The sequence below is a fragment of the Corynebacterium stercoris genome (assembly GCF_024160105.1).
In the GTDB taxonomy this organism is placed as follows: Bacteria; Actinomycetota; Actinomycetes; order Mycobacteriales; family Mycobacteriaceae; genus Corynebacterium; species Corynebacterium stercoris.
The window spans coordinates 154,676-170,560 of record NZ_JAMFTQ010000003.1; the positions used below are offsets into that span (position 1 = coordinate 154,676).

18 protein-coding genes are annotated in these 15,885 nt (G+C 67.9%); 8 read left to right on the plus strand and 10 right to left on the minus strand.

Features of this window, described 5'->3' with window-relative positions:
* The first annotated feature begins 104 nt into the window (after positions 1 to 104).
* Both glgA and M5J20_RS04180 read left to right on the plus strand, forming a co-directional pair.
* Complete coding sequence (glgA, locus tag M5J20_RS04175; protein WP_253576662.1) at positions 105 to 1,265, plus strand: glycogen synthase; 1,161 nt, start codon at positions 105 to 107, stop codon at positions 1,263 to 1,265.
* A complete protein-coding gene (locus M5J20_RS04180; RefSeq protein ID WP_253576665.1) occupies positions 1,265 to 2,683 on the plus strand; it encodes a GH32 C-terminal domain-containing protein in 1,419 nt (472 codons plus the stop codon). Before glgA ends, M5J20_RS04180 begins: the two co-directional genes overlap by 1 nt.
* A 3-nt stretch (positions 2,684 to 2,686) precedes the next feature.
* Here M5J20_RS04180 and M5J20_RS04185 read toward each other — a convergent pair whose 3' ends face one another.
* The 7 genes from M5J20_RS04185 to dapE all read right to left on the minus strand — a co-directional run bounded on the left by M5J20_RS04185 (position 2,687) and on the right by dapE (position 7,654).
* On the minus strand, positions 2,687 to 3,550 hold the full coding sequence (locus M5J20_RS04185; protein ID WP_253576668.1) for a methyltransferase domain-containing protein: 864 nt from the start codon (positions 3,548 to 3,550) through the stop codon (positions 2,687 to 2,689).
* A gap of 75 nt (positions 3,551 to 3,625) precedes the next feature.
* Positions 3,626 to 3,793, minus strand: coding sequence for a DUF3117 domain-containing protein (locus tag M5J20_RS04190; protein ID WP_234948652.1), 168 nt, complete (start codon positions 3,791 to 3,793; stop codon positions 3,626 to 3,628).
* On the minus strand, positions 3,765 to 4,160 hold the full coding sequence (locus tag M5J20_RS04195) for a hypothetical protein (protein ID WP_253576670.1): 396 nt from the start codon (positions 4,158 to 4,160) through the stop codon (positions 3,765 to 3,767). Before M5J20_RS04195 ends, M5J20_RS04190 begins: the two co-directional genes overlap by 29 nt.
* Positions 4,161 to 4,170: 10 nt before the next feature.
* A complete protein-coding gene (locus M5J20_RS04200; protein ID WP_253576673.1) occupies positions 4,171 to 4,911 on the minus strand; it encodes a glucosyl-3-phosphoglycerate synthase in 741 nt (246 codons plus the stop codon).
* Complete coding sequence (folP, locus tag M5J20_RS04205) at positions 4,908 to 5,744, minus strand: dihydropteroate synthase (protein WP_253576676.1); 837 nt, start codon at positions 5,742 to 5,744, stop codon at positions 4,908 to 4,910. The genes M5J20_RS04200 and folP overlap by 4 nt, the downstream gene beginning before the upstream one ends.
* The gene (locus M5J20_RS04210; RefSeq protein WP_253576678.1) at positions 5,737 to 6,537 is read right to left on the minus strand and encodes an LOG family protein; all 801 of its coding nucleotides are present in this window, start codon (positions 6,535 to 6,537) and stop codon (positions 5,737 to 5,739) included. The genes folP and M5J20_RS04210 overlap by 8 nt, the downstream gene beginning before the upstream one ends.
* Before the next feature lie 31 nt (positions 6,538 to 6,568).
* The gene (gene dapE / locus M5J20_RS04215) at positions 6,569 to 7,654 is read right to left on the minus strand and encodes a succinyl-diaminopimelate desuccinylase (protein ID WP_253576681.1); all 1,086 of its coding nucleotides are present in this window, start codon (positions 7,652 to 7,654) and stop codon (positions 6,569 to 6,571) included.
* Between the two features lie 44 nt (positions 7,655 to 7,698).
* On the opposite strand from dapE, the gene M5J20_RS04220 reads away from it, so the two are divergent.
* The 6 genes from M5J20_RS04220 (at position 7,699) to M5J20_RS04245 (ending at position 13,854) form a co-directional block, all read left to right on the plus strand.
* Positions 7,699 to 8,655 carry a 2,3,4,5-tetrahydropyridine-2,6-dicarboxylate N-succinyltransferase gene (locus M5J20_RS04220; RefSeq protein WP_253576684.1) on the plus strand — a complete coding sequence of 319 codons (957 nt, stop codon included), beginning with the start codon at positions 7,699 to 7,701 and terminating at the stop codon, positions 8,653 to 8,655.
* A 48-nt stretch (positions 8,656 to 8,703) separates the two neighbouring features.
* Positions 8,704 to 10,074: an amino acid permease gene (locus M5J20_RS04225; RefSeq protein ID WP_253576686.1), complete on the plus strand. Its 1,371-nt coding sequence runs from the start codon at positions 8,704 to 8,706 to the stop codon at positions 10,072 to 10,074.
* A gap of 4 nt (positions 10,075 to 10,078) precedes the next feature.
* Positions 10,079 to 11,431: an amino acid permease gene (locus M5J20_RS04230; RefSeq protein WP_253576689.1), complete on the plus strand. Its 1,353-nt coding sequence runs from the start codon at positions 10,079 to 10,081 to the stop codon at positions 11,429 to 11,431.
* A gap of 33 nt (positions 11,432 to 11,464) precedes the next feature.
* On the plus strand, positions 11,465 to 12,439 hold the full coding sequence (gene dapD / locus M5J20_RS04235) for a 2,3,4,5-tetrahydropyridine-2,6-dicarboxylate N-succinyltransferase (RefSeq protein WP_253576692.1): 975 nt from the start codon (positions 11,465 to 11,467) through the stop codon (positions 12,437 to 12,439).
* Positions 12,429 to 13,016: a GNAT family N-acetyltransferase gene (locus M5J20_RS04240; protein WP_253576695.1), complete on the plus strand. Its 588-nt coding sequence runs from the start codon at positions 12,429 to 12,431 to the stop codon at positions 13,014 to 13,016. The genes dapD and M5J20_RS04240 overlap by 11 nt, the downstream gene beginning before the upstream one ends.
* A 91-nt stretch (positions 13,017 to 13,107) precedes the next feature.
* Positions 13,108 to 13,854, plus strand: a complete 747-nt coding sequence (locus M5J20_RS04245; RefSeq protein ID WP_253576697.1) for a hypothetical protein — start codon at positions 13,108 to 13,110, stop codon at positions 13,852 to 13,854.
* A 9-nt stretch (positions 13,855 to 13,863) separates the two neighbouring features.
* Here M5J20_RS04245 and M5J20_RS04250 read toward each other — a convergent pair whose 3' ends face one another.
* The 3 genes from M5J20_RS04250 to fdxA are packed head-to-tail and all read right to left on the minus strand — an operon-like array spanning position 13,864 to position 15,883.
* Positions 13,864 to 14,454 (minus strand): GtrA family protein, encoded by a 591-nt coding sequence (locus M5J20_RS04250; RefSeq protein ID WP_437177616.1) that lies wholly within the window; start codon positions 14,452 to 14,454, stop codon positions 13,864 to 13,866.
* A 4-nt stretch (positions 14,455 to 14,458) separates the two neighbouring features.
* Positions 14,459 to 15,556, minus strand: coding sequence for a succinyldiaminopimelate transaminase (gene dapC / locus M5J20_RS04255; protein WP_253576701.1), 1,098 nt, complete (start codon positions 15,554 to 15,556; stop codon positions 14,459 to 14,461).
* Between the two features lie 3 nt (positions 15,557 to 15,559).
* On the minus strand, positions 15,560 to 15,883 hold the full coding sequence (gene fdxA, locus M5J20_RS04260; RefSeq protein ID WP_253576704.1) for a ferredoxin: 324 nt from the start codon (positions 15,881 to 15,883) through the stop codon (positions 15,560 to 15,562).
* Positions 15,884 to 15,885 lie beyond the last annotated feature (2 nt).

The window sequence follows — 15,885 nt, forward strand, 5'->3', positions numbered from 1 at the left end:
TTATCCGCCTGCACCTTATGCGGGGGTATGCGTGCCGACGTTCGCAGACACACGCCGCTCAAGGTTCGTGCAGCGCGGAATGAACGTCACTAAGCTCGGCGGATATGAGAGTCGGAATGATGACCAGAGAGTACCCGCCGGAGATTTACGGCGGTGCGGGCGTGCACGTCACCGAGCTGACCAGGTTCATGCGCGACATCGTCGATGTCGATGTCCACTGCATGGGCGCCCCGCGCGACGAAGCCAACGTCTACGTGCACGGCGTGGACCCGGAGCTGGAGAACGCGAACGGCGCCATTAAGACCCTCTCCACCGGCCTGCGCATGGCGAACGCCGCCACCGGCCTCGATGTCGTCCACTCCCACACCTGGTACTCCGGTTTGGGCGGCCACCTCACTGGCCTGCTGTACGACATTCCGCACGTGGTCACCGCCCACTCGCTGGAGCCGGACCGCCCGTGGAAGCGCGAGCAGCTCGGCGGCGGCTACGACATTTCGTCGTGGAGCGAGAAGAACGCGATGGAGCACGCCGACGCCGTTATCGCGGTGTCCTCCGGCATGAAGGACGCGATCCTGCGCGCCTACCCGCGCATCGACGCGGACAAGGTGCACGTGGTACTCAACGGCATCGACCCGGAGCGCTGGTTCCCGGAGACCGGCACCATCGCCGAGGAGCTCGGCGTGGACACCTCCCGCCCGGTTGCGTCGTTTGTCGGCCGCATTACCCGCCAGAAGGGTGTCCCCCACTTGCTCAAGGCGGCGCAGCACTTCGACGAGGACATCCAGCTGATCCTCTGCGCCGGCGCCCCCGACACGCCGGAGATCGCCGAGGAGACCAACGCACTGGTTGAGCAGCTGCGCGCCGAGCGCGACGGCGTCTTCTGGGTCCAGGACATGCTGCCGCCGGAGCGCATCCGCGAGGTCTACTCCACGTCCGACGTCTTCGTCTGCCCCTCGATCTACGAGCCGCTGGGCATTGTCAACCTCGAGGCCATGGCGTGCGGCACCGCCGTCGTCGCCTCCCGCGTGGGCGGCATCCCGGAGGTCGTCGTCGACGGCACCACCGGCACGCTCGTGGATTACGACGAGAACGATCCGGAGACGTTCGAGCGCGGCATCGCCGAGGCTGTGAATGCTGTGGCGGCGGATAAGGAATCGTCGGCACGCATGGGTGACGCCGGTCGCGAGCGCGCCGTCTCCGACTTCTCCTGGGCCACCATCGCCCAGGAGACGGTGGACATTTACAAGAAACTGGGTGCGAGCTGATGGCGGTGTTGCGACCGGAACTGCACGTTACTGCCGACGACGGCATTCTCGAAGGCCCCGCCGGCGTGATTCGCCTGGGCAAGGAGGGCGAGCGCGTCTGGCACATGTTCTACCAGTACAAGCCCGCCCCCGGTGGGGCGAGCCGCTGGGGCCACCACGCGAGCGAGGACGACCCGTTCAGCTGGTACGAGTGCAACGACGCCATCGTGCCGGTGGACGGCGAGACGCAGGTGCGGGCAGGCGCCGTAGTCGGCGGTGAGGCTGCCGACGGCGGCGTGGACATGTACTTCACCTCCGTCAGCGAGGCCGGCAACCAGATCAAGCTCGCGCGCGTCGCAGACGTGGACGAGCTGTGCGACGATCTCGACGACGACCTCGACGTGTCCGCGGCGGCCGAGCGCCTCGACATCACCATCGAGGGTGCCGGCGAGTGGACCAACTTCCGCTCCCCCTGCGTGATCCCGGGCTGGTTCGCGCTCGGCGACCGCAACGAGGGACACCAGGGCTGGCTCATGCTCGCCGTCGCCGGCGGCACCGATGCCCCGAAGCCCGTCGTGCTCAGCTCCGCCGACGGCCGCAGCTGGACGTTCGAGGGTCCGCTCGAGTTCGACGGCGACCCGGGCATCGAGCTCGACGAGACACTGGTGGCACCGCGCCTCGTACGCCTGCGCGACCAGGTGGATGGCAAGATCTACGACGTGCTCTTCCTCACCATCGAGCGCGACAACAAGGACTACTCCAGCTACATCATCGGCCGCCTGGAGGGCAACACTTTCACGGTGGTCACGCCGAGCCAGCTGTTCGACCACGGCCACGACTTCACCCGTCCGCGCAACACCAACTACGCGCGCGACGTGGCGGATGAGCTGGTGCGCTACGAGCGCGCCTACATCTACGGTTTCATGACGGACTCCGGCCGCAACGGCGACCCGACCAGCGAGCCGAACTGGGAGCGCGAGGGCTGGGCCAACGCCCTGACCCTGCCGCGCCGCGTGACACTGCAGCACGGCCACCTCTACCAGGTGCCGGCACCGGGCCTGCCGAACGCGATCGACGAGGCCGAGCGCGCGCTGCTGTGGACCGCACTGTGCGAGATCCCGGACGGCTCCGAGATCGTCGCCGAGGTGGTCGAGGCCGACGGCAGCGTCGCGGTCCGCATCACCCACGACGGCGAGCGGATTGAGCTGGACCGTTTCGACGGCTCCCCCAAGAGCGCCGCGCTTCACGACGACGACGAGGACAACATCACCGTCATCGTCGACGGCTCCACCATCGAGGTGTACGCCGGCGGCGGCAGCGTCGTCATGTCCTCGCGCTTCTGGCCGGAGAACCCGGTCGCCGGGATCCGCGTGCGCACCAGCGGCGACGCGGCAATCCACAGCGAGTGGCGCCGCGGCCACACCACGCTGAATTTCTAGCGCCTACCCCTTGCGCAGGCGCACCAGCTGGGCGCGCGCGGTGACCTCCATGCGCTCCGGCAGCGCGGCGACGCGCTCCTGGAGCGTGGCCGGGTCCACGTGGCGCGCCGACGGGCTCATGCCCACCTGCGCCGCGATGGCCTCGCGCTCCAGCTGCATCGGGAACTCGATGAGCTCCGGCTCCCCGACCGGCACCAGGTGGCCCTCGGCCTGCTCCAGCATGCGCTCGAGTTTGCCCTGTTCAACGCCGAGAATGCCCAGGGGCTCGCGCAGCTCGTCCAGGTGGCCCTGGTCGGCGGTGAGGACGATGACTTCGCCGTCGTCGGCGAGCACGCGGCGGAACTCGGCCGGGTTGCGCGGCGCGAACACGACGGTGATCGCGTGCACGGCGCTATCTCGCACCGGGATGCGCTCCCACACATCCGCAACCACGGCGCCGACGCGCGGGTGCGACTTTGCCAGGTGCTTCGCGGCCGGCACCGAGATGTCCAGGCCGATGCCGCGCGAGCCCTCGATCGAATCCAGCGTGTGCGCCAGGTAGTAGCCGGTGCCGGCGCCGACCTCAAGCACCACCGGCTCGTCGACTCCCGCGGCGGTGCGCTCCAGCACGTCCTCGACCGCAGCCGACACGCACTCAACGAACGGCGCGAAGTAACCGTGCGACAGAAACGCCTCGCGGGACTGCACCATCTCGAGGGAATCGCCCTCGTGGTTCAGCCCCTTCCCGCCGGCGAGGGTGACGTAGCCCTGGCGGGCGACGTCGTAGGAGTGGCCGGACTCGGACACGAGGCGGGTGAAATCGTCCGCGCCCTGAAGCGGCGTGAGGTCAGCCGGGTCGGCGAGGACGTCCACAATGTGGTTAAGCATGTGGTGATAGTAGCGCAGCCCCGCGCCGGCGAGACAACGCCAGCGACGGGGCTGAGAAGTTAACGGGTGCGGAGGTTACTGGGCTGCGTCGAGCAGCAGCTGGCCGAGTTCGGCAGCTTCTTCCTTGCTCATCTCCACCACGAGGCGGCCGCCGCCGTCGGACGGGATGCGCATCACGATCTTGCGGCTTTCCTCCACGGCCTCCATCGGGCCGTTACCGGTGCGCGGTTTCATTGCTGCCATGCGTCAGCTCTCCTTCACGTTCAACTTGCTCTTCCTCTAAGTCTACGCGGTTTTCGGCCGGCACATCCGCGGCGGCGGGAACGGCGATCTCGCGCTCCGCGCCCGCCTCGTACCCCGCCGGGTCCGCGCCGGTCAGCTGCGCGATGAGCGCATCGACCTGGTCCATGCGGTAGCCGCGGTGCACAACTTCGAGCTGGATTTTGTCGAACTCCCCCGCCTCGACCGCCGCGCGGTTGGCTTCCTTCACGTCAGCGGTCTCCATCATCGGCGGCAGCGCCTCGCCGCGGCCGAACACCCCGGCAAAGATCCAGACGCCGAGCACGCTGAACAGCACCAGCGCGATGATGAGCATGATCCAGGAAAGCATGGGGATCAGTTTAACCCGCGCGCCATGGGGGTCGCTGCGCCACCTCGTCCGCGCCGTCGGGAAGCACGTGTGCCCGAGAAAGAATCGTGCGCGCAACTACCTCCGCCATCGGCCCGAGCTCAGCGAGCGGCCGCGTGCGGTGGGTGCGCGCCCCCAGCGGCACTTGGGTGACGGCTGCTGGGCCGTAGCGCGTGCCGACGTCTATCAGCAGCCCGGCCTCCACCCCGTATCCGGCCACGAACGGCAGCTCGAGCGCGGTGGCGCGGCGGATCGCGTACTCGCCGGCGAGCGGCTGGTCGATGTGGCCGAGTTCCGGGAAGTAGAGGTTGAGCAGCGGTTTGGCGGTGAGTTCGGTGACGCGCCCGCCGCCGCGGCCGTCGGCGCCGGGGGTGCGCTCGTAGGAAGCTTTGACCAGGTGGACAGCAGGGGCGGCGAAGGGTGCTGCGAGCGCGTCGATCCAGCTCGGCTGCACGTTGGTGACGTCGGCGTCGACGAACACAACCGTCTCCCCGCTAGCCGCGCGCACGCCGCGCCACAGCGCCTCACCCTTGCCGGGCCACGGCTCGCGGGGGTCGATCTCGCGCCAGTTCAGTACTTGCGCCCCGGCGGCCCGGGCCTCGCGCGCGGTCGCGTCTCCAGAGTCGGAGTCGATGACCAGCACCTCGGCGGCGCTGGAAGCGAGGCACGCCTCGACGACGGCGGCGACGGTCGCGGCTTCGTTGAGGGCGGGGATGACAACGCTCGTCGTCACGCGAGGCTCCGAACGGTGTTGAGCGGGGCCGCGTCGCCCGCGATGGCGGCGGTCATGCGGATGACGTCGACAGTCTCGCGCACCTCGTGGACGCGGAAGGCGGCGACCCCGCGCGCCGCCGCCCACGCCGTCGCCGCGAGGGTGCCGGCGACGCGCTCCCCCACGCCGCGATCCACGGTTTCGCCGACGAAGTCCTTGTTGGACAGCGCCATCAGCACCGGCCAGCCGGTAGCCACGAGCTCGTCGACGCGGCGCAGGATCTCCAGGCCATGGAAGGTGTTCTTGCCGAAGTCGTGCGTCGGGTCGATGAAAATCTGCTCCTCGGGCACGCCGAGGGAGGCGGCGCGCTCGGCAAGGGCGGTGGTTTCGCGGATGACGTCGGCAACGATGTCGTCGTAACGCACCCGGTGCGGGCGGGTGCGCGGGGTGGCACCGCCCGTGTGGGAGCAGACGTAGCCCACGCGGTTCGCGCCGGCGACCTCGACGAGCTCGGGGTCCCACCCTGCCCAGGTGTCGTTGATCAGCGTCGCGCCGGCGTCGATCGCCGCCTGCGCGACGTCCGCGCGCCACGTGTCGACGCTGATAGTCACGTGCGAATCGGCTGCGCGCACGGCGGCGATGACGGGCAGCACCCTGTCCATCTCCGCGGCCGGGTCGACCTCGTCGCCGGGGCCGGCCTTCACGCCGCCGATGTCGATGATGCTCGCCCCGTCCGCGATGGCTTTCGTGGCGCGCTCGACCGCCGCGTCGACGGCGAACGTCGCCCCCTTGTCGTAGAACGAGTCCGGGGTACGGTTCACGATCGCCATCACGCGGGCGAGCGGTTTAGACATCGCGCTGGTTGTTGATGCGCTCGTCAGTCATGACGCGGTGCGCCTCGACGATGTGCTCCACGGCCTCGTCGACGGAATCGGTGACGATGAACAGCTCGTCGTCGCCCGGGGAGATCAGCCCGCGGGCGAGCTGCTGGTTGCGCATCCAGTCCACCAGGCCGGACCAGAAGTCGGTGCCCATGAGCACGATCGGGAAGTTGGTTACCTTGCCGGTCTGCACCATGCAGAGCACCTCGAAGACCTCATCCATCGTGCCGAAGCCGCCCGGCAGCGAGATGAACGCCTGCGAGTACTTCAGGAACATGGTCTTGCGGGCGAAGAAGTAGCGGAAGTTCAGGCCGAGATCGACCCAGTCGTTCAAGCCCTGCTCGAACGGCAGCTCGATGCCCAGGCCCACGGAGATGCCGTCGGCCTCGTGGGCACCGCGGTTCGGACCCTCCATGAGGCCCGGGCCGCCGCCGGTGATCACCGCGTAGCCCGCCTCCGTCAGCGCACGGCCGACCTGGCGGGCCTGCTCGTACTCTGGGGTGCCCTCGCCGAGGCGCGCAGAACCGAAGACGGTCACGGCCTTCGGCAGCTCAGACAGCGCGTCGAAGCCCGCGACGAACTCGGACTGGATGCGCATGACGCGCCACGGATCGGCGTGCTTCCAGTCGTGGTCGGAGTGGCCGAGGGATTCCAAGAGGCGCTGGTCGTAGGTGCTGGGCTGCTGTTCGTTGTCCTCGCTGCGCACCATGATGGGGCCGCGGAGCTTGCGGTCGCGGTTCGGGCGGGGGGTGATGTGCGGGGCCATGCTCGATCTTTCGCGTTTTCGGATGTTCGGTCTACTGCGCCGTCAGGTACTCAATGAGCTGCTCGGAAACGTGCCTGATCTGGTCCACCGGGCACTGTTCGTCGCGCTTGTGGGCGTAACCGGGGTCGCCGGGCCCGAAGTTGACAGCCGGAATACCCAGACTAGAGAAGCGGGCTACGTCCGTCCATCCGAATTTGGCGCGGAATTTCCCGCCCACAGCCTTGACCAGGTTCGCGGCGACCGGGTCGTCGAGGCCGGGCATGGCACCCGGCGCGATGTCGTCGTACGTGAGCGTCAGCCCCTCTTCCAGTGCGAGGACCTCCTCCAGGTGCGCCTTCGCGTCCTCGACGGAGCGGTCGGGGGCGTAGCGGAAGTTGATGACCAGTCGCGCCTCGTCGGGAATGGTGTTGGTGGCCACGAAGCCTTCGAGGCCGACAACGTTGAGGCCCTCGCGGTACTCGCAGCCGGCGATGGTCACACTGCGCGGCTTGTACTTTGCGACGCGGGTGAGCACCCCCGCCAGGTCGTGGGCGGCGTTGTGGCCGAGCCAGCTCCGCGCGGAGTGGGCGCGGGTGCCGTGGCCGTCGACGAAAACGCGGATCGAGCCCTGGCAGCCGGCTTCGATGATGCCGCCGGAGGGCTCGCCGAGCAGTGCGATGTCGCCGGCCAAGAGATCCGGTCGCTCCTGCTCCAAGTGGAAAAGGCCGTTGTACTTCGTGGCCACCTCCTCGCACTCGTAGGCGATCAAGGTGAGGTCGAAGGCCGCCCCGCCCTGGGACAGCCGCGCAAACGCGTTGAGGTAGCAGGCCAGGCCCGACTTCATGTCCACGGCGCCGCAGCCCCACAGCACCTCGCCCGATTCGTCGAAGTGGTGCGGCGTGTTATCCGCCAACGGCACGGTATCAATGTGGCCGGCCAGCACCACGCGCTGCGGCAAACCGAAGTTGGTGCGCGCGACCACGGTGTTGCCGGTGCGGATCACCTCCACGCCGTCGAGGGCGCGCAGGGCTGCCTCGATAGCGTCGGCAATCGCCTCCTCGTGGTGGGACGGCGACTCGATGTCGATGAGCGCTGCGGTCAGCTGCACGGGATCGTCGAAAAGCGAAAGCTCAGTCACACATGCGATCCTACGGACCGCGGGCGGGCGGTTATGATGTGGCCATGCCGCAGGGAGCACAGGGAACCGGAATCGCCAACATCGCAATGGACGGGACGGTGCTGGACACCTGGTTCCCGAACCCCACGCTTTTCGACGCCGACGCGCAGCCCCACCGCGTCACCGGCACCGAGCGAGTCAGCGCGCGCGACCTGTCGGACCGCTTCCTCAACCTCGTCGGCATGGACCGCGACCGCCTCGTCGAGCTCGTGCCGGTGCGCACCACCATCGCCGACCTGGACGAGCCGCCCGTCGACGCGCACGACGTGTACCTGCGCCTGCACCTGCTCTCCCACCGCCTTGTCAAGCCGACGACCATCAACATGGAAGACTGCCTCGAGCACCTCGTGCCGGTGGTGTGGACCAACAAGGGCCCGTGCTTGTCCGACAACTTCGAGTACATCCGCACCAACCTGCGCTCCCGCGGCACGATCCAGGTGTGGAGCATCGAGCGGCTGCCGCGCATGGTCGACTACGTCGTCCCGTCCGGTGTCTCCATCGCGGAGGCGGAGCGCGTGCGCCTCGGCGCGCACCTCGCGCCGGGCACCGCGGTGCTGCGCGAAGGCTTCGTGTCCTACAACGCGGGCTCGCTCGGCCCGGCGCGCATCGAGGGACGCATGTCCTCCTCCGTCACCGTCGGCCAGGGCACGAAGATCGCGCTGTCCGCCGTCGTCATGGCGCGCGCCGGCTCCGGCCGCAACCGCAAGCCGCTGCACATCGGCGAAAACTGCCTGCTGCGGCACGCGTCCGGCATCATCGAGGTGAACCTCGGCGACAACTGCGAGATCGGGCTCGGCGTCATCATCGAGCCGGACACCGTGCTTTTCGACGCTCGTTACGGGCAATCCGTCACCGCCCGCGACATCGCCGGGCAGAGCAACCTGCTCATTTCCAACGAGCCGTTCTCGAACTCCCCCGTGCTGCGCACCCGCCCGGACACCGGTCCGGCGATCCGCATCTAGTTTCGGGCGGTTGATACGTCGGATCATTCGGGGTTTATTCTGTGACGCATGTCTGCAACCGCCTCCCCTGAGGCCACGTCGCTCGGACGCGGCCTCAAGACCCGTCACTTGACGATGATGGGCCTCGGCTCCGCGATCGGCGCGGGGCTTTTTCTCGGTACCGGGGTGGGCATCGCCGCCGCCGGCCCGGCAGTGCTCCTGGCGTACGTCATCGCCGGTGCCATCACCGTCTGCATCATGCAGATGCTCGCCGAAATGGTCGCGGCCAGGCCGTCGTCCGGCACGTTCTCCACCTACGCCGAGATGGCGTTCGGACCGCGCGCCGGATTCACCGTCGGCTGGCTGTACTGGTTCATGATGATCATGATCATGGCGGTGGAGATCACCGGCGCGTCCGCGATCATCGCCGCGTGGTTCGGCATCTCCCCGTGGGTGCCGGCGCTCATCGCCATCGCCGCGTTCACGCTGATCAACTTCGCGGCGGTGCGCAACTACGGCGAGTTCGAGTTCTGGTTCGCGCTGATCAAGGTGCTGGTCATCGTCGCGTTTCTGGTGCTGGGCACGCTTTTGTGGCTGGGGCTTCTGCCCGGCACCACGTTCGTGGGCTTGAGCAACGTGCGCGAGGTCGGTTTCATGCCCAACGGCTGGGGCGGCGTGGCCACGGCGCTGCTCGCCGTCGCGTTCGCGTTCGGCGGCATCGAGCTGGTCACCATTGCGGCCGCGGAGTCCGAGGACCCGGAGGTGGCCGTCCACGCCGCGATCCGCTCCATCATCTGGCGCATCAGCATCTTCTACATCGGCTCGGTACTCCTCATCGTCCTGCTGCTGCCGTTCGCGCAGATCGGCGGCGCCTCCGACGCCTCCCAGTCCCCCTTCACCGCCGTGCTGCGCATGGCGAACATCCCGGGCGCAGTCGGCATCATGGAGGCGGTCATCGTCATCGCCCTGCTCTCGGCCTGCAACACGCAGGTCTACGGCTCCTCCCGCTTCCTGCACAACCTCGCCGTGCGCGGGGATGCGCCCGCACGCTTCTCGCGTACCGACGCTCGGGGGGTTCCGCGCCGCGCCGTCGTCGTCTCCGTGCTCTTCGGCCTCGTCGCGGTCGGCCTGCAGTACTGGAACCCGCCGGGCCTGCTCGCCTTCCTGCTCAACGCGGTGGGCGGCTGCCTGATCGTCATCTGGTTCGCCATCGCGTTCTCCTTCCTCAAGCTGCACCCGCAACTCGAGGACGCGGGCGAACTCACCAACGTGCGCATGTGGGCACCGACCGTCCTGCCGTGGGCCACCATCGCTCTCGCCGCCGGCATCGTCGCGCTCATGCTCACCAACCCGGACGGCCGCTTCCAAGTGCTGGCAGTCACCGTCGTCGTCGGCGTCATCGCCCTCGCCAGCACGCTGTGGAATAGAAAGGCGTCGTAAAGCTATGTCCCCCGACACCACCTCCGAGCTCAGCAACGGACTGAAAACCCGCCACCTCACGCTCATGGGCCTCGGCACCGCGGTCGGTGCCGGGCTCTTCCTCGGCGTCGGCGTGGGCATCCGCGCCGCCGGCCCTGCGATCCTCATCGCCTACGTCATCGCCGGCGCGATCGTCATCGCCGTGATGCGGATGCTCGGCGAGATGGCCGCAGCGAGGCCCTCGTCGGGATCGTTTGCCACCTACGGGCGCCAAGCCTTCGGCCACTGGGCCGGATTCCTCCTCGGCTGGATCTACTGGTTCCTCCTCATCATGGCGTGCGGCGCGGAGATCACCGGCGCCTCCGCCATCATGGCTGGCTGGTTCGACGTCCCGCAGTGGGTGCCGGCGCTCATCGTCGTGGGCATTCTCACCGCAGTGAACCTCGCGCAGGTCAAGGGCTTCGGCGAGTTCGAGTACTGGTTCGCCATGATCAAAATCGCCGTGATCTTCGGCTTCCTGCTCATCGGCATCGCGCTGTGGATGGGCCTGCTGCCCGCGAGCGGCTTCGTGGGCTTCGACAACGTCCGCGAGTCCGGCTTCGCGCCGAACGGCATCACCGGCATCGCCGCCGGCCTCCTCGCGGTCGCATTCGCGTTCGGCGGCATCGAGGTGGTCACCATCGCCGCCGCCGAGTCGGAGAACCCCGCGCAGTCCGTCAAAACGGCCGTGAACTCCATCATCTGGCGCATCGCGCTGTTCTATGTCGGCTCCGTCATCGTCATCATCCTGCTGCTCCCCTACGCGCAGATCGACGGCGCCGACACCGCCGCCAACTCCCCGTTCACCCAGGTACTCGACATGGCGAACATCCCCGGCGCGGCGGGATTCATGGAGGCCGTGATCGTGCTCGCGCTGCTCTCCGCCTTCAACGCGCAGATCTACGGCACCTCGCGCCTCGCCTACCAGCAGGCGCTCGAGGGCGACGCGCCGCGCTGGATGGCCCGCGTCAACGCCAACAATGTGCCGATGAACGCGGTCCTTGTCTCCGTCTTCTTCGCGTTCGTCGCCGTCGGCCTGCAGTGGTGGAACCCGCCGGGGATGATCGACTTCATCATGAACGCCACCGGCGGCTGCCTCATCGTCACCTGGATCATGATCACGCTGAGCTACATCAAGCTCAAGCCCGAAATCACGGGTTCCGCCGTGCAGGTCCGCGGTTCCAGCTGGGTGCCGTGGGTGGCGCTCGCGGCGCTGCTGGGGCTCGTCGTACTCATGCTTTTCGACGATTCCTCCCGCAGCCAGGTCATCTCCGTGGCAATCCTCTCCGCTGCGCTGATCGGGTTGTCTTTTACCACCCGCGGCCGGAGCGTCGCGTAAGTACTCCTTTACGAATGGCTTAAGGTAGCTGCCATGACTTCTCCAACCTCCGCCTACGCGCGCGGTCTCGCCACTGTCACTCACGATGGCACGGTGCTGGATGTGTGGTATCCGGCTCCGAGCGTCGATAAGCAGGAAGCCCCGACCGGCACCCGCCGCCTGGAGGAGGGCGACGCCCGCTTCGCGCACCTCATCGGCCCCGACGAGGATCGCGGCGTGGCGCGCGTCGCTGTGGAGACGACCATCGCCGACCTGTCCGAGCCGGCCGTGGACGCGTACGACGTGTACCTGCGCCTCCACCTGCTCTCCCACCGCCTGATTCGCCCGCACGGCGCGAACATGGACGGCGTGTTCGGGCTGCTCGCTAACGTGGTGTGGACGAACTACGGCCCCTGCGAGGTGTCCGATTTCCAGATGACCCGCGGCCGCCTCGCCGCAAAGGGGCCGGTCGTGGTGTACTCCGTGGACAAGTTCCCGCGCATGGTCGACTACGTCGTGCCGTCCGGCGTGCGCATCGGCGATGCGGATCGCATCCGCCTCGGCGCACACCTCGCCGAAGGCACGACAGTGATGCACGAGGGATTCGTGAACTTCAACGCCGGCACCCTCGGCGCGTCCATGGTTGAGGGCCGTATTTCCGCAGGTGTCGTCGTCGGTGACGGCACCGACATCGGCGGCGGCGCGTCCATCATGGGCACCCTGTCCGGCGGCGGCAAGGAGACCATCACCCTCGGCGAGCGCTGCCTGCTCGGCGCCAACGCGGGCGTGGGCATTTCGCTTGGCGACGATTGCGTTGTCGAAGCCGGCCTCTACGTCACCGCCTCGTCCAAGGTCGTGCTCACCGAGGCCGTCGCCGAGGCGCTCGGGTTCGCTGCCGGCGACACCGTGAAGGCGCTCGAGCTGTCCGGCAAGAACGGCCTGCAGTTCCGCCGCAACTCCATGACCGGCGCCATCGAGGTTGTGGCCGCCAAGGGCATCGAGCTCAACGAAGCGCTGCATGCCAACTAACGCGTTAGCCGCAAACTCACTGCCTGAGTTTGCCTGGCCGATCTCCTGCCCCACGCTCGTCGACGGCGACCTGACCTTGCTTCCGTGGTCGGAGGTGGACACGCTGCCCAACCTCGTCGATGACATCGTCTTAACCTGCCGCGACGAGCGCATGGTGCAGTGGACGCAGGTTCCCTTGGAATACACCGCCGCCGATGCGGAGGAGTACATCCGCCGCGACAGGTCCACCACAGCCCAATGGGCGCTGGTCCATGACGGCCGCTACAGCGGCAACATTGCGCTGCGGCTCGGATCGGAGCAGCACCGCTGCCTTGAGTTCGGGTACAGCACCGCACCGTGGGCTCGCGGCCGGGGACTCATGCGCCGCGCCGTTGCGTTGGTCTCCTCCCACGCCTTCGACCAGGGAGTCCATCGGTTGGTGATCGGCGCCGGTGTAGACAACGCTGCCTCCCGCCACGTTGCGGAGGTGTGCGGCTACACCTTCGAAGGCATCATCCGCGACGGCGAACTGCTGCACGGGAAGTTCCACGACCTCGCACAGTATTCACTGCTGGTCACGGACCCGCGTCCGGCTTAATGAAAATAGCCTGTGGATTAATTTTTCGGATTCCACAGGCTTTCGCGCCGCGCACTTTACGGCTCCGCGGAACCCGCATAGCTTGCGGGGCATGAACTTCACCGCATTCATCGACGCCCTGTCCACCGCCAACATCGACACCCTCGCCGACTTCGACCGCAAGGTGGCGCTCGCCGCCGGCATCCAGCCCACCACCGTGCGCGCGTGGGCCAAACTACAGGACCTCTATTTCGGCCCGACCAAGCACGGCAAATTCCAGCGCCGCGCGTTGAGCCGCGCCCGAGCCGGCGGGTTCTCGCTCGACCAACTGGCCATGCTGGAGCGCCGCATCGCGCACCTCGCCCCTGGCGAGCAGTGGCGCCACCGCGTACGGCTGCTCGCGAATGCTTGCACGTACGCCGAGTTCGAGCAGGCGGTGAAAACGAGCGTCCCGAAGCGGGAGCCCAAGAAGAAGGACGAGAAGCCGCAGAAGAAGCCGAAGCCGACACCTCCCACGATGCCGATCGAGCAGGTGGCGAGAGACATCGAGCTGCTCATTGACGCCCTGCAGCGCAGCGGCCACAGCCCGAGCGAGGGCAAGGAGCAGGCACTGATCTTGCTGACGTTGGAGGAACACATGCAGATCACAAACGGAGACAGGGACGTGGTGCTGCGGCGCACCGACGGCACAACCATGACGGGCGCGGAGTACGTTTCGCGCGAACACGCCATAGACCTCAACGTAGCGCTCATCCACCCGGTGATTGGCTCGCTGAACATGTACCGCACGGAGCGGGCGAGCGCCAAGCGGGGCGGGAAACCGGGGCCGGTACAGCGGGCGCTGGCGGCTGCGAGTTAGTGCCGCGGCTTAGGAAACGGCGACAACCTTCGGCTTCCCGAACGTCCAGAGCTTGTTGATGATGAAGTTCACCGGCATAGCGACGAACGTCGAGATCGCCTGGGCCCAGTAGGACTTGGTGCGCAGGCCCGTGGAATCGTCGAGGATATGCTCGGGCAAAGCGATCGGCGACGTCGGGTTCATGAGCAGCGTCATCACCGTCAGCGACACCACCAGCGCCACGATGCCGGTTGCCAGGAACGGGAAGTAACCGCGCAACCAGGATCGCTGCGGCACGTGCCGGAACGTCCAGGAGCGGTTGAGCTGGTAGTTCCAGGTGTTGGCCACCACGAACGCGATGGTGGACAGCACGTGGTACCAGCGGATGTTCCACCGCGTGCCCAGGAGGTTGACGAAGACCTCGGATTCGTGGATGTTGAAGCCGGCGTCGAGGGATTTTTTCACCGCGTAGAACACCAGGAAATTGACCAGCACGCCGGAACCGCCGACAATGCCGAACTTCACAAACTCCCGCAGCCCCGCTACCAGCCGGTGCGCACGCGAAACGCCCGCCGCAGGCGTTGCTGCGGCGGGGTGAGAGGTGCGGGTCGTGCTGGCCAAGGCGCTACTCGGCGAGGCGCTCGGCCGCTTCGGCGACGCGCTCGGCGGTGGCGGTCAGGGCGACGCGGACGTGGTTCGCGCCGGCGGGGCCGTAGAAGTCGCCCGGGGCGGCGAGGATGCCGCGCTCGGCAAGCCAATCGAGCGCCTCGCGGGAGTTCAGACCGTCTTTGCGGCACCAGAGGTAGAGGCCGGCGTCGGATTCGTCGATAGTGAAGCCCGCGGCTGCGAGCCCCTTCATGAGCGCAAGGCGGCGCATCGCGTACTCCGAGCGCTGCATCTGCTCGTGGGTATCGTCTGCGAGAGCGGCGACCATCGCGTGCTGCACAGGCCCCGGCACGATGAGGCCGGCGTGCTTGCGCACCAGCAGCAGCTCCTGCACCAGCTCGCGGTCGCCGGAGATCGTGCCGGCGCGGTACGACGCCATATTCGACGTCTTGGACAGCGAGTGCAGCGCCAGCAACCCGGTGTTGTCCCCGCCGGTTACCTCGGGGCGCAACAGCGACACGGGCTCCGCTGACCAGCCGAGGTAGAGGTAGCACTCGTCGGAAGCGATGATGGCCCCGGTGTCGCGGGAGAACTCGACCCACGCGCGCAGCTCGTCCGCGCTCATGACCCGGCCCGTCGGGTTGGACGGCGAGTTCAGGAAAACCAGCGAGGCGCCGTCGGCGGCGGAGGGATCGTCGCAACGCACGACCTCGCAGCCCGCCATGAGCGCGCCGACCTCGTACGTCGGGTACGCGACCTCCGGGATCGCGACGGTGTGGCCGCGCAGGCCGAGCAGCGTCGGCAGCCACGCGATCGCCTCTTTCAGGCCGATCACCGGCAGCACCGAGTCCGTGTCCAGGCCGTCGATGCCGAAGCGGCGCGACAACGCGGACACGATCGCCTCGCGCAGCTCCGGCGTGCCGGCCGTCTGCGGATAGCCCGGCACCGCGGCGTGCTCCGTCAGCGCGAGCTGGATCGCCGGCGCGACGGGATCCACCGGCCCGCCGACGGAGAGGTCGATGAGGCCGCCAGGGTGCGCGGCGGCCTTCGCCTTGACGTCGGCAATCGTGTCCCACGGGAAATCGGGCAGGGTGGCGCCCAGCGGGGTGCGCTCCATGAGCTAGTCCTGGTTCTGCGGCGGCAGCGCGGCGACAAACGGGTGGTCGAAGTCCTGCGGGCCGGTCTTCGCGGCGCCGCCCGGGGAACCCAGCTCGTCGAAGAAGCCGACGTTCGCGTCGTAGTACTCGCTCCACTCGTCCGGGATGTCATCCTCGTAGAAGATGGCCTCAACCGGGCAGGCCGGCTCGCAGGCACCGCAGTCCACGCACTCGTCCGGGTGGATGTAGAGCATGCGCTTGCCCTCGTAAATGCAGTCGACGGGGCACTCTTCGACGCAGCCGCGGTCCTTCACGTCGACGCAAGGCTGGGCAATCACGTAAGTCATAC

Coding starts and splice junctions, on each gene's coding strand:
- fdxA (WP_253576704.1), bottom strand. CDS start 15,883: ATGACTTACGTGATTGCCCAGCCTTGCGTCGACGTGAAGGACCGCGGC.
- M5J20_RS04180 (WP_253576665.1), top strand. CDS start 1,265: ATGGCGGTGTTGCGACCGGAACTGCACGTTACTGCCGACGACGGCATT.
- M5J20_RS04225 (WP_253576686.1), top strand. CDS start 8,704: ATGTCTGCAACCGCCTCCCCTGAGGCCACGTCGCTCGGACGCGGCCTC.
- folP (WP_253576676.1), bottom strand. CDS start 5,744: ATGTCTAAACCGCTCGCCCGCGTGATGGCGATCGTGAACCGTACCCCG.
- glgA (WP_253576662.1), top strand. CDS start 105: ATGAGAGTCGGAATGATGACCAGAGAGTACCCGCCGGAGATTTACGGC.
- M5J20_RS04245 (WP_253576697.1), top strand. CDS start 13,108: ATGAACTTCACCGCATTCATCGACGCCCTGTCCACCGCCAACATCGAC.
- dapD (WP_253576692.1), top strand. CDS start 11,465: ATGACTTCTCCAACCTCCGCCTACGCGCGCGGTCTCGCCACTGTCACT.
- M5J20_RS04185 (WP_253576668.1), bottom strand. CDS start 3,550: ATGCTTAACCACATTGTGGACGTCCTCGCCGACCCGGCTGACCTCACG.
- M5J20_RS04240 (WP_253576695.1), top strand. CDS start 12,429: ATGCCAACTAACGCGTTAGCCGCAAACTCACTGCCTGAGTTTGCCTGG.
- M5J20_RS04220 (WP_253576684.1), top strand. CDS start 7,699: ATGCCGCAGGGAGCACAGGGAACCGGAATCGCCAACATCGCAATGGAC.
- M5J20_RS04195 (WP_253576670.1), bottom strand. CDS start 4,160: ATGCTTTCCTGGATCATGCTCATCATCGCGCTGGTGCTGTTCAGCGTG.
- dapC (WP_253576701.1), bottom strand. CDS start 15,556: ATGGAGCGCACCCCGCTGGGCGCCACCCTGCCCGATTTCCCGTGGGAC.
- M5J20_RS04190 (WP_234948652.1), bottom strand. CDS start 3,793: ATGGCAGCAATGAAACCGCGCACCGGTAACGGCCCGATGGAGGCCGTG.
- M5J20_RS04230 (WP_253576689.1), top strand. CDS start 10,079: ATGTCCCCCGACACCACCTCCGAGCTCAGCAACGGACTGAAAACCCGC.
- M5J20_RS04210 (WP_253576678.1), bottom strand. CDS start 6,537: ATGGCCCCGCACATCACCCCCCGCCCGAACCGCGACCGCAAGCTCCGC.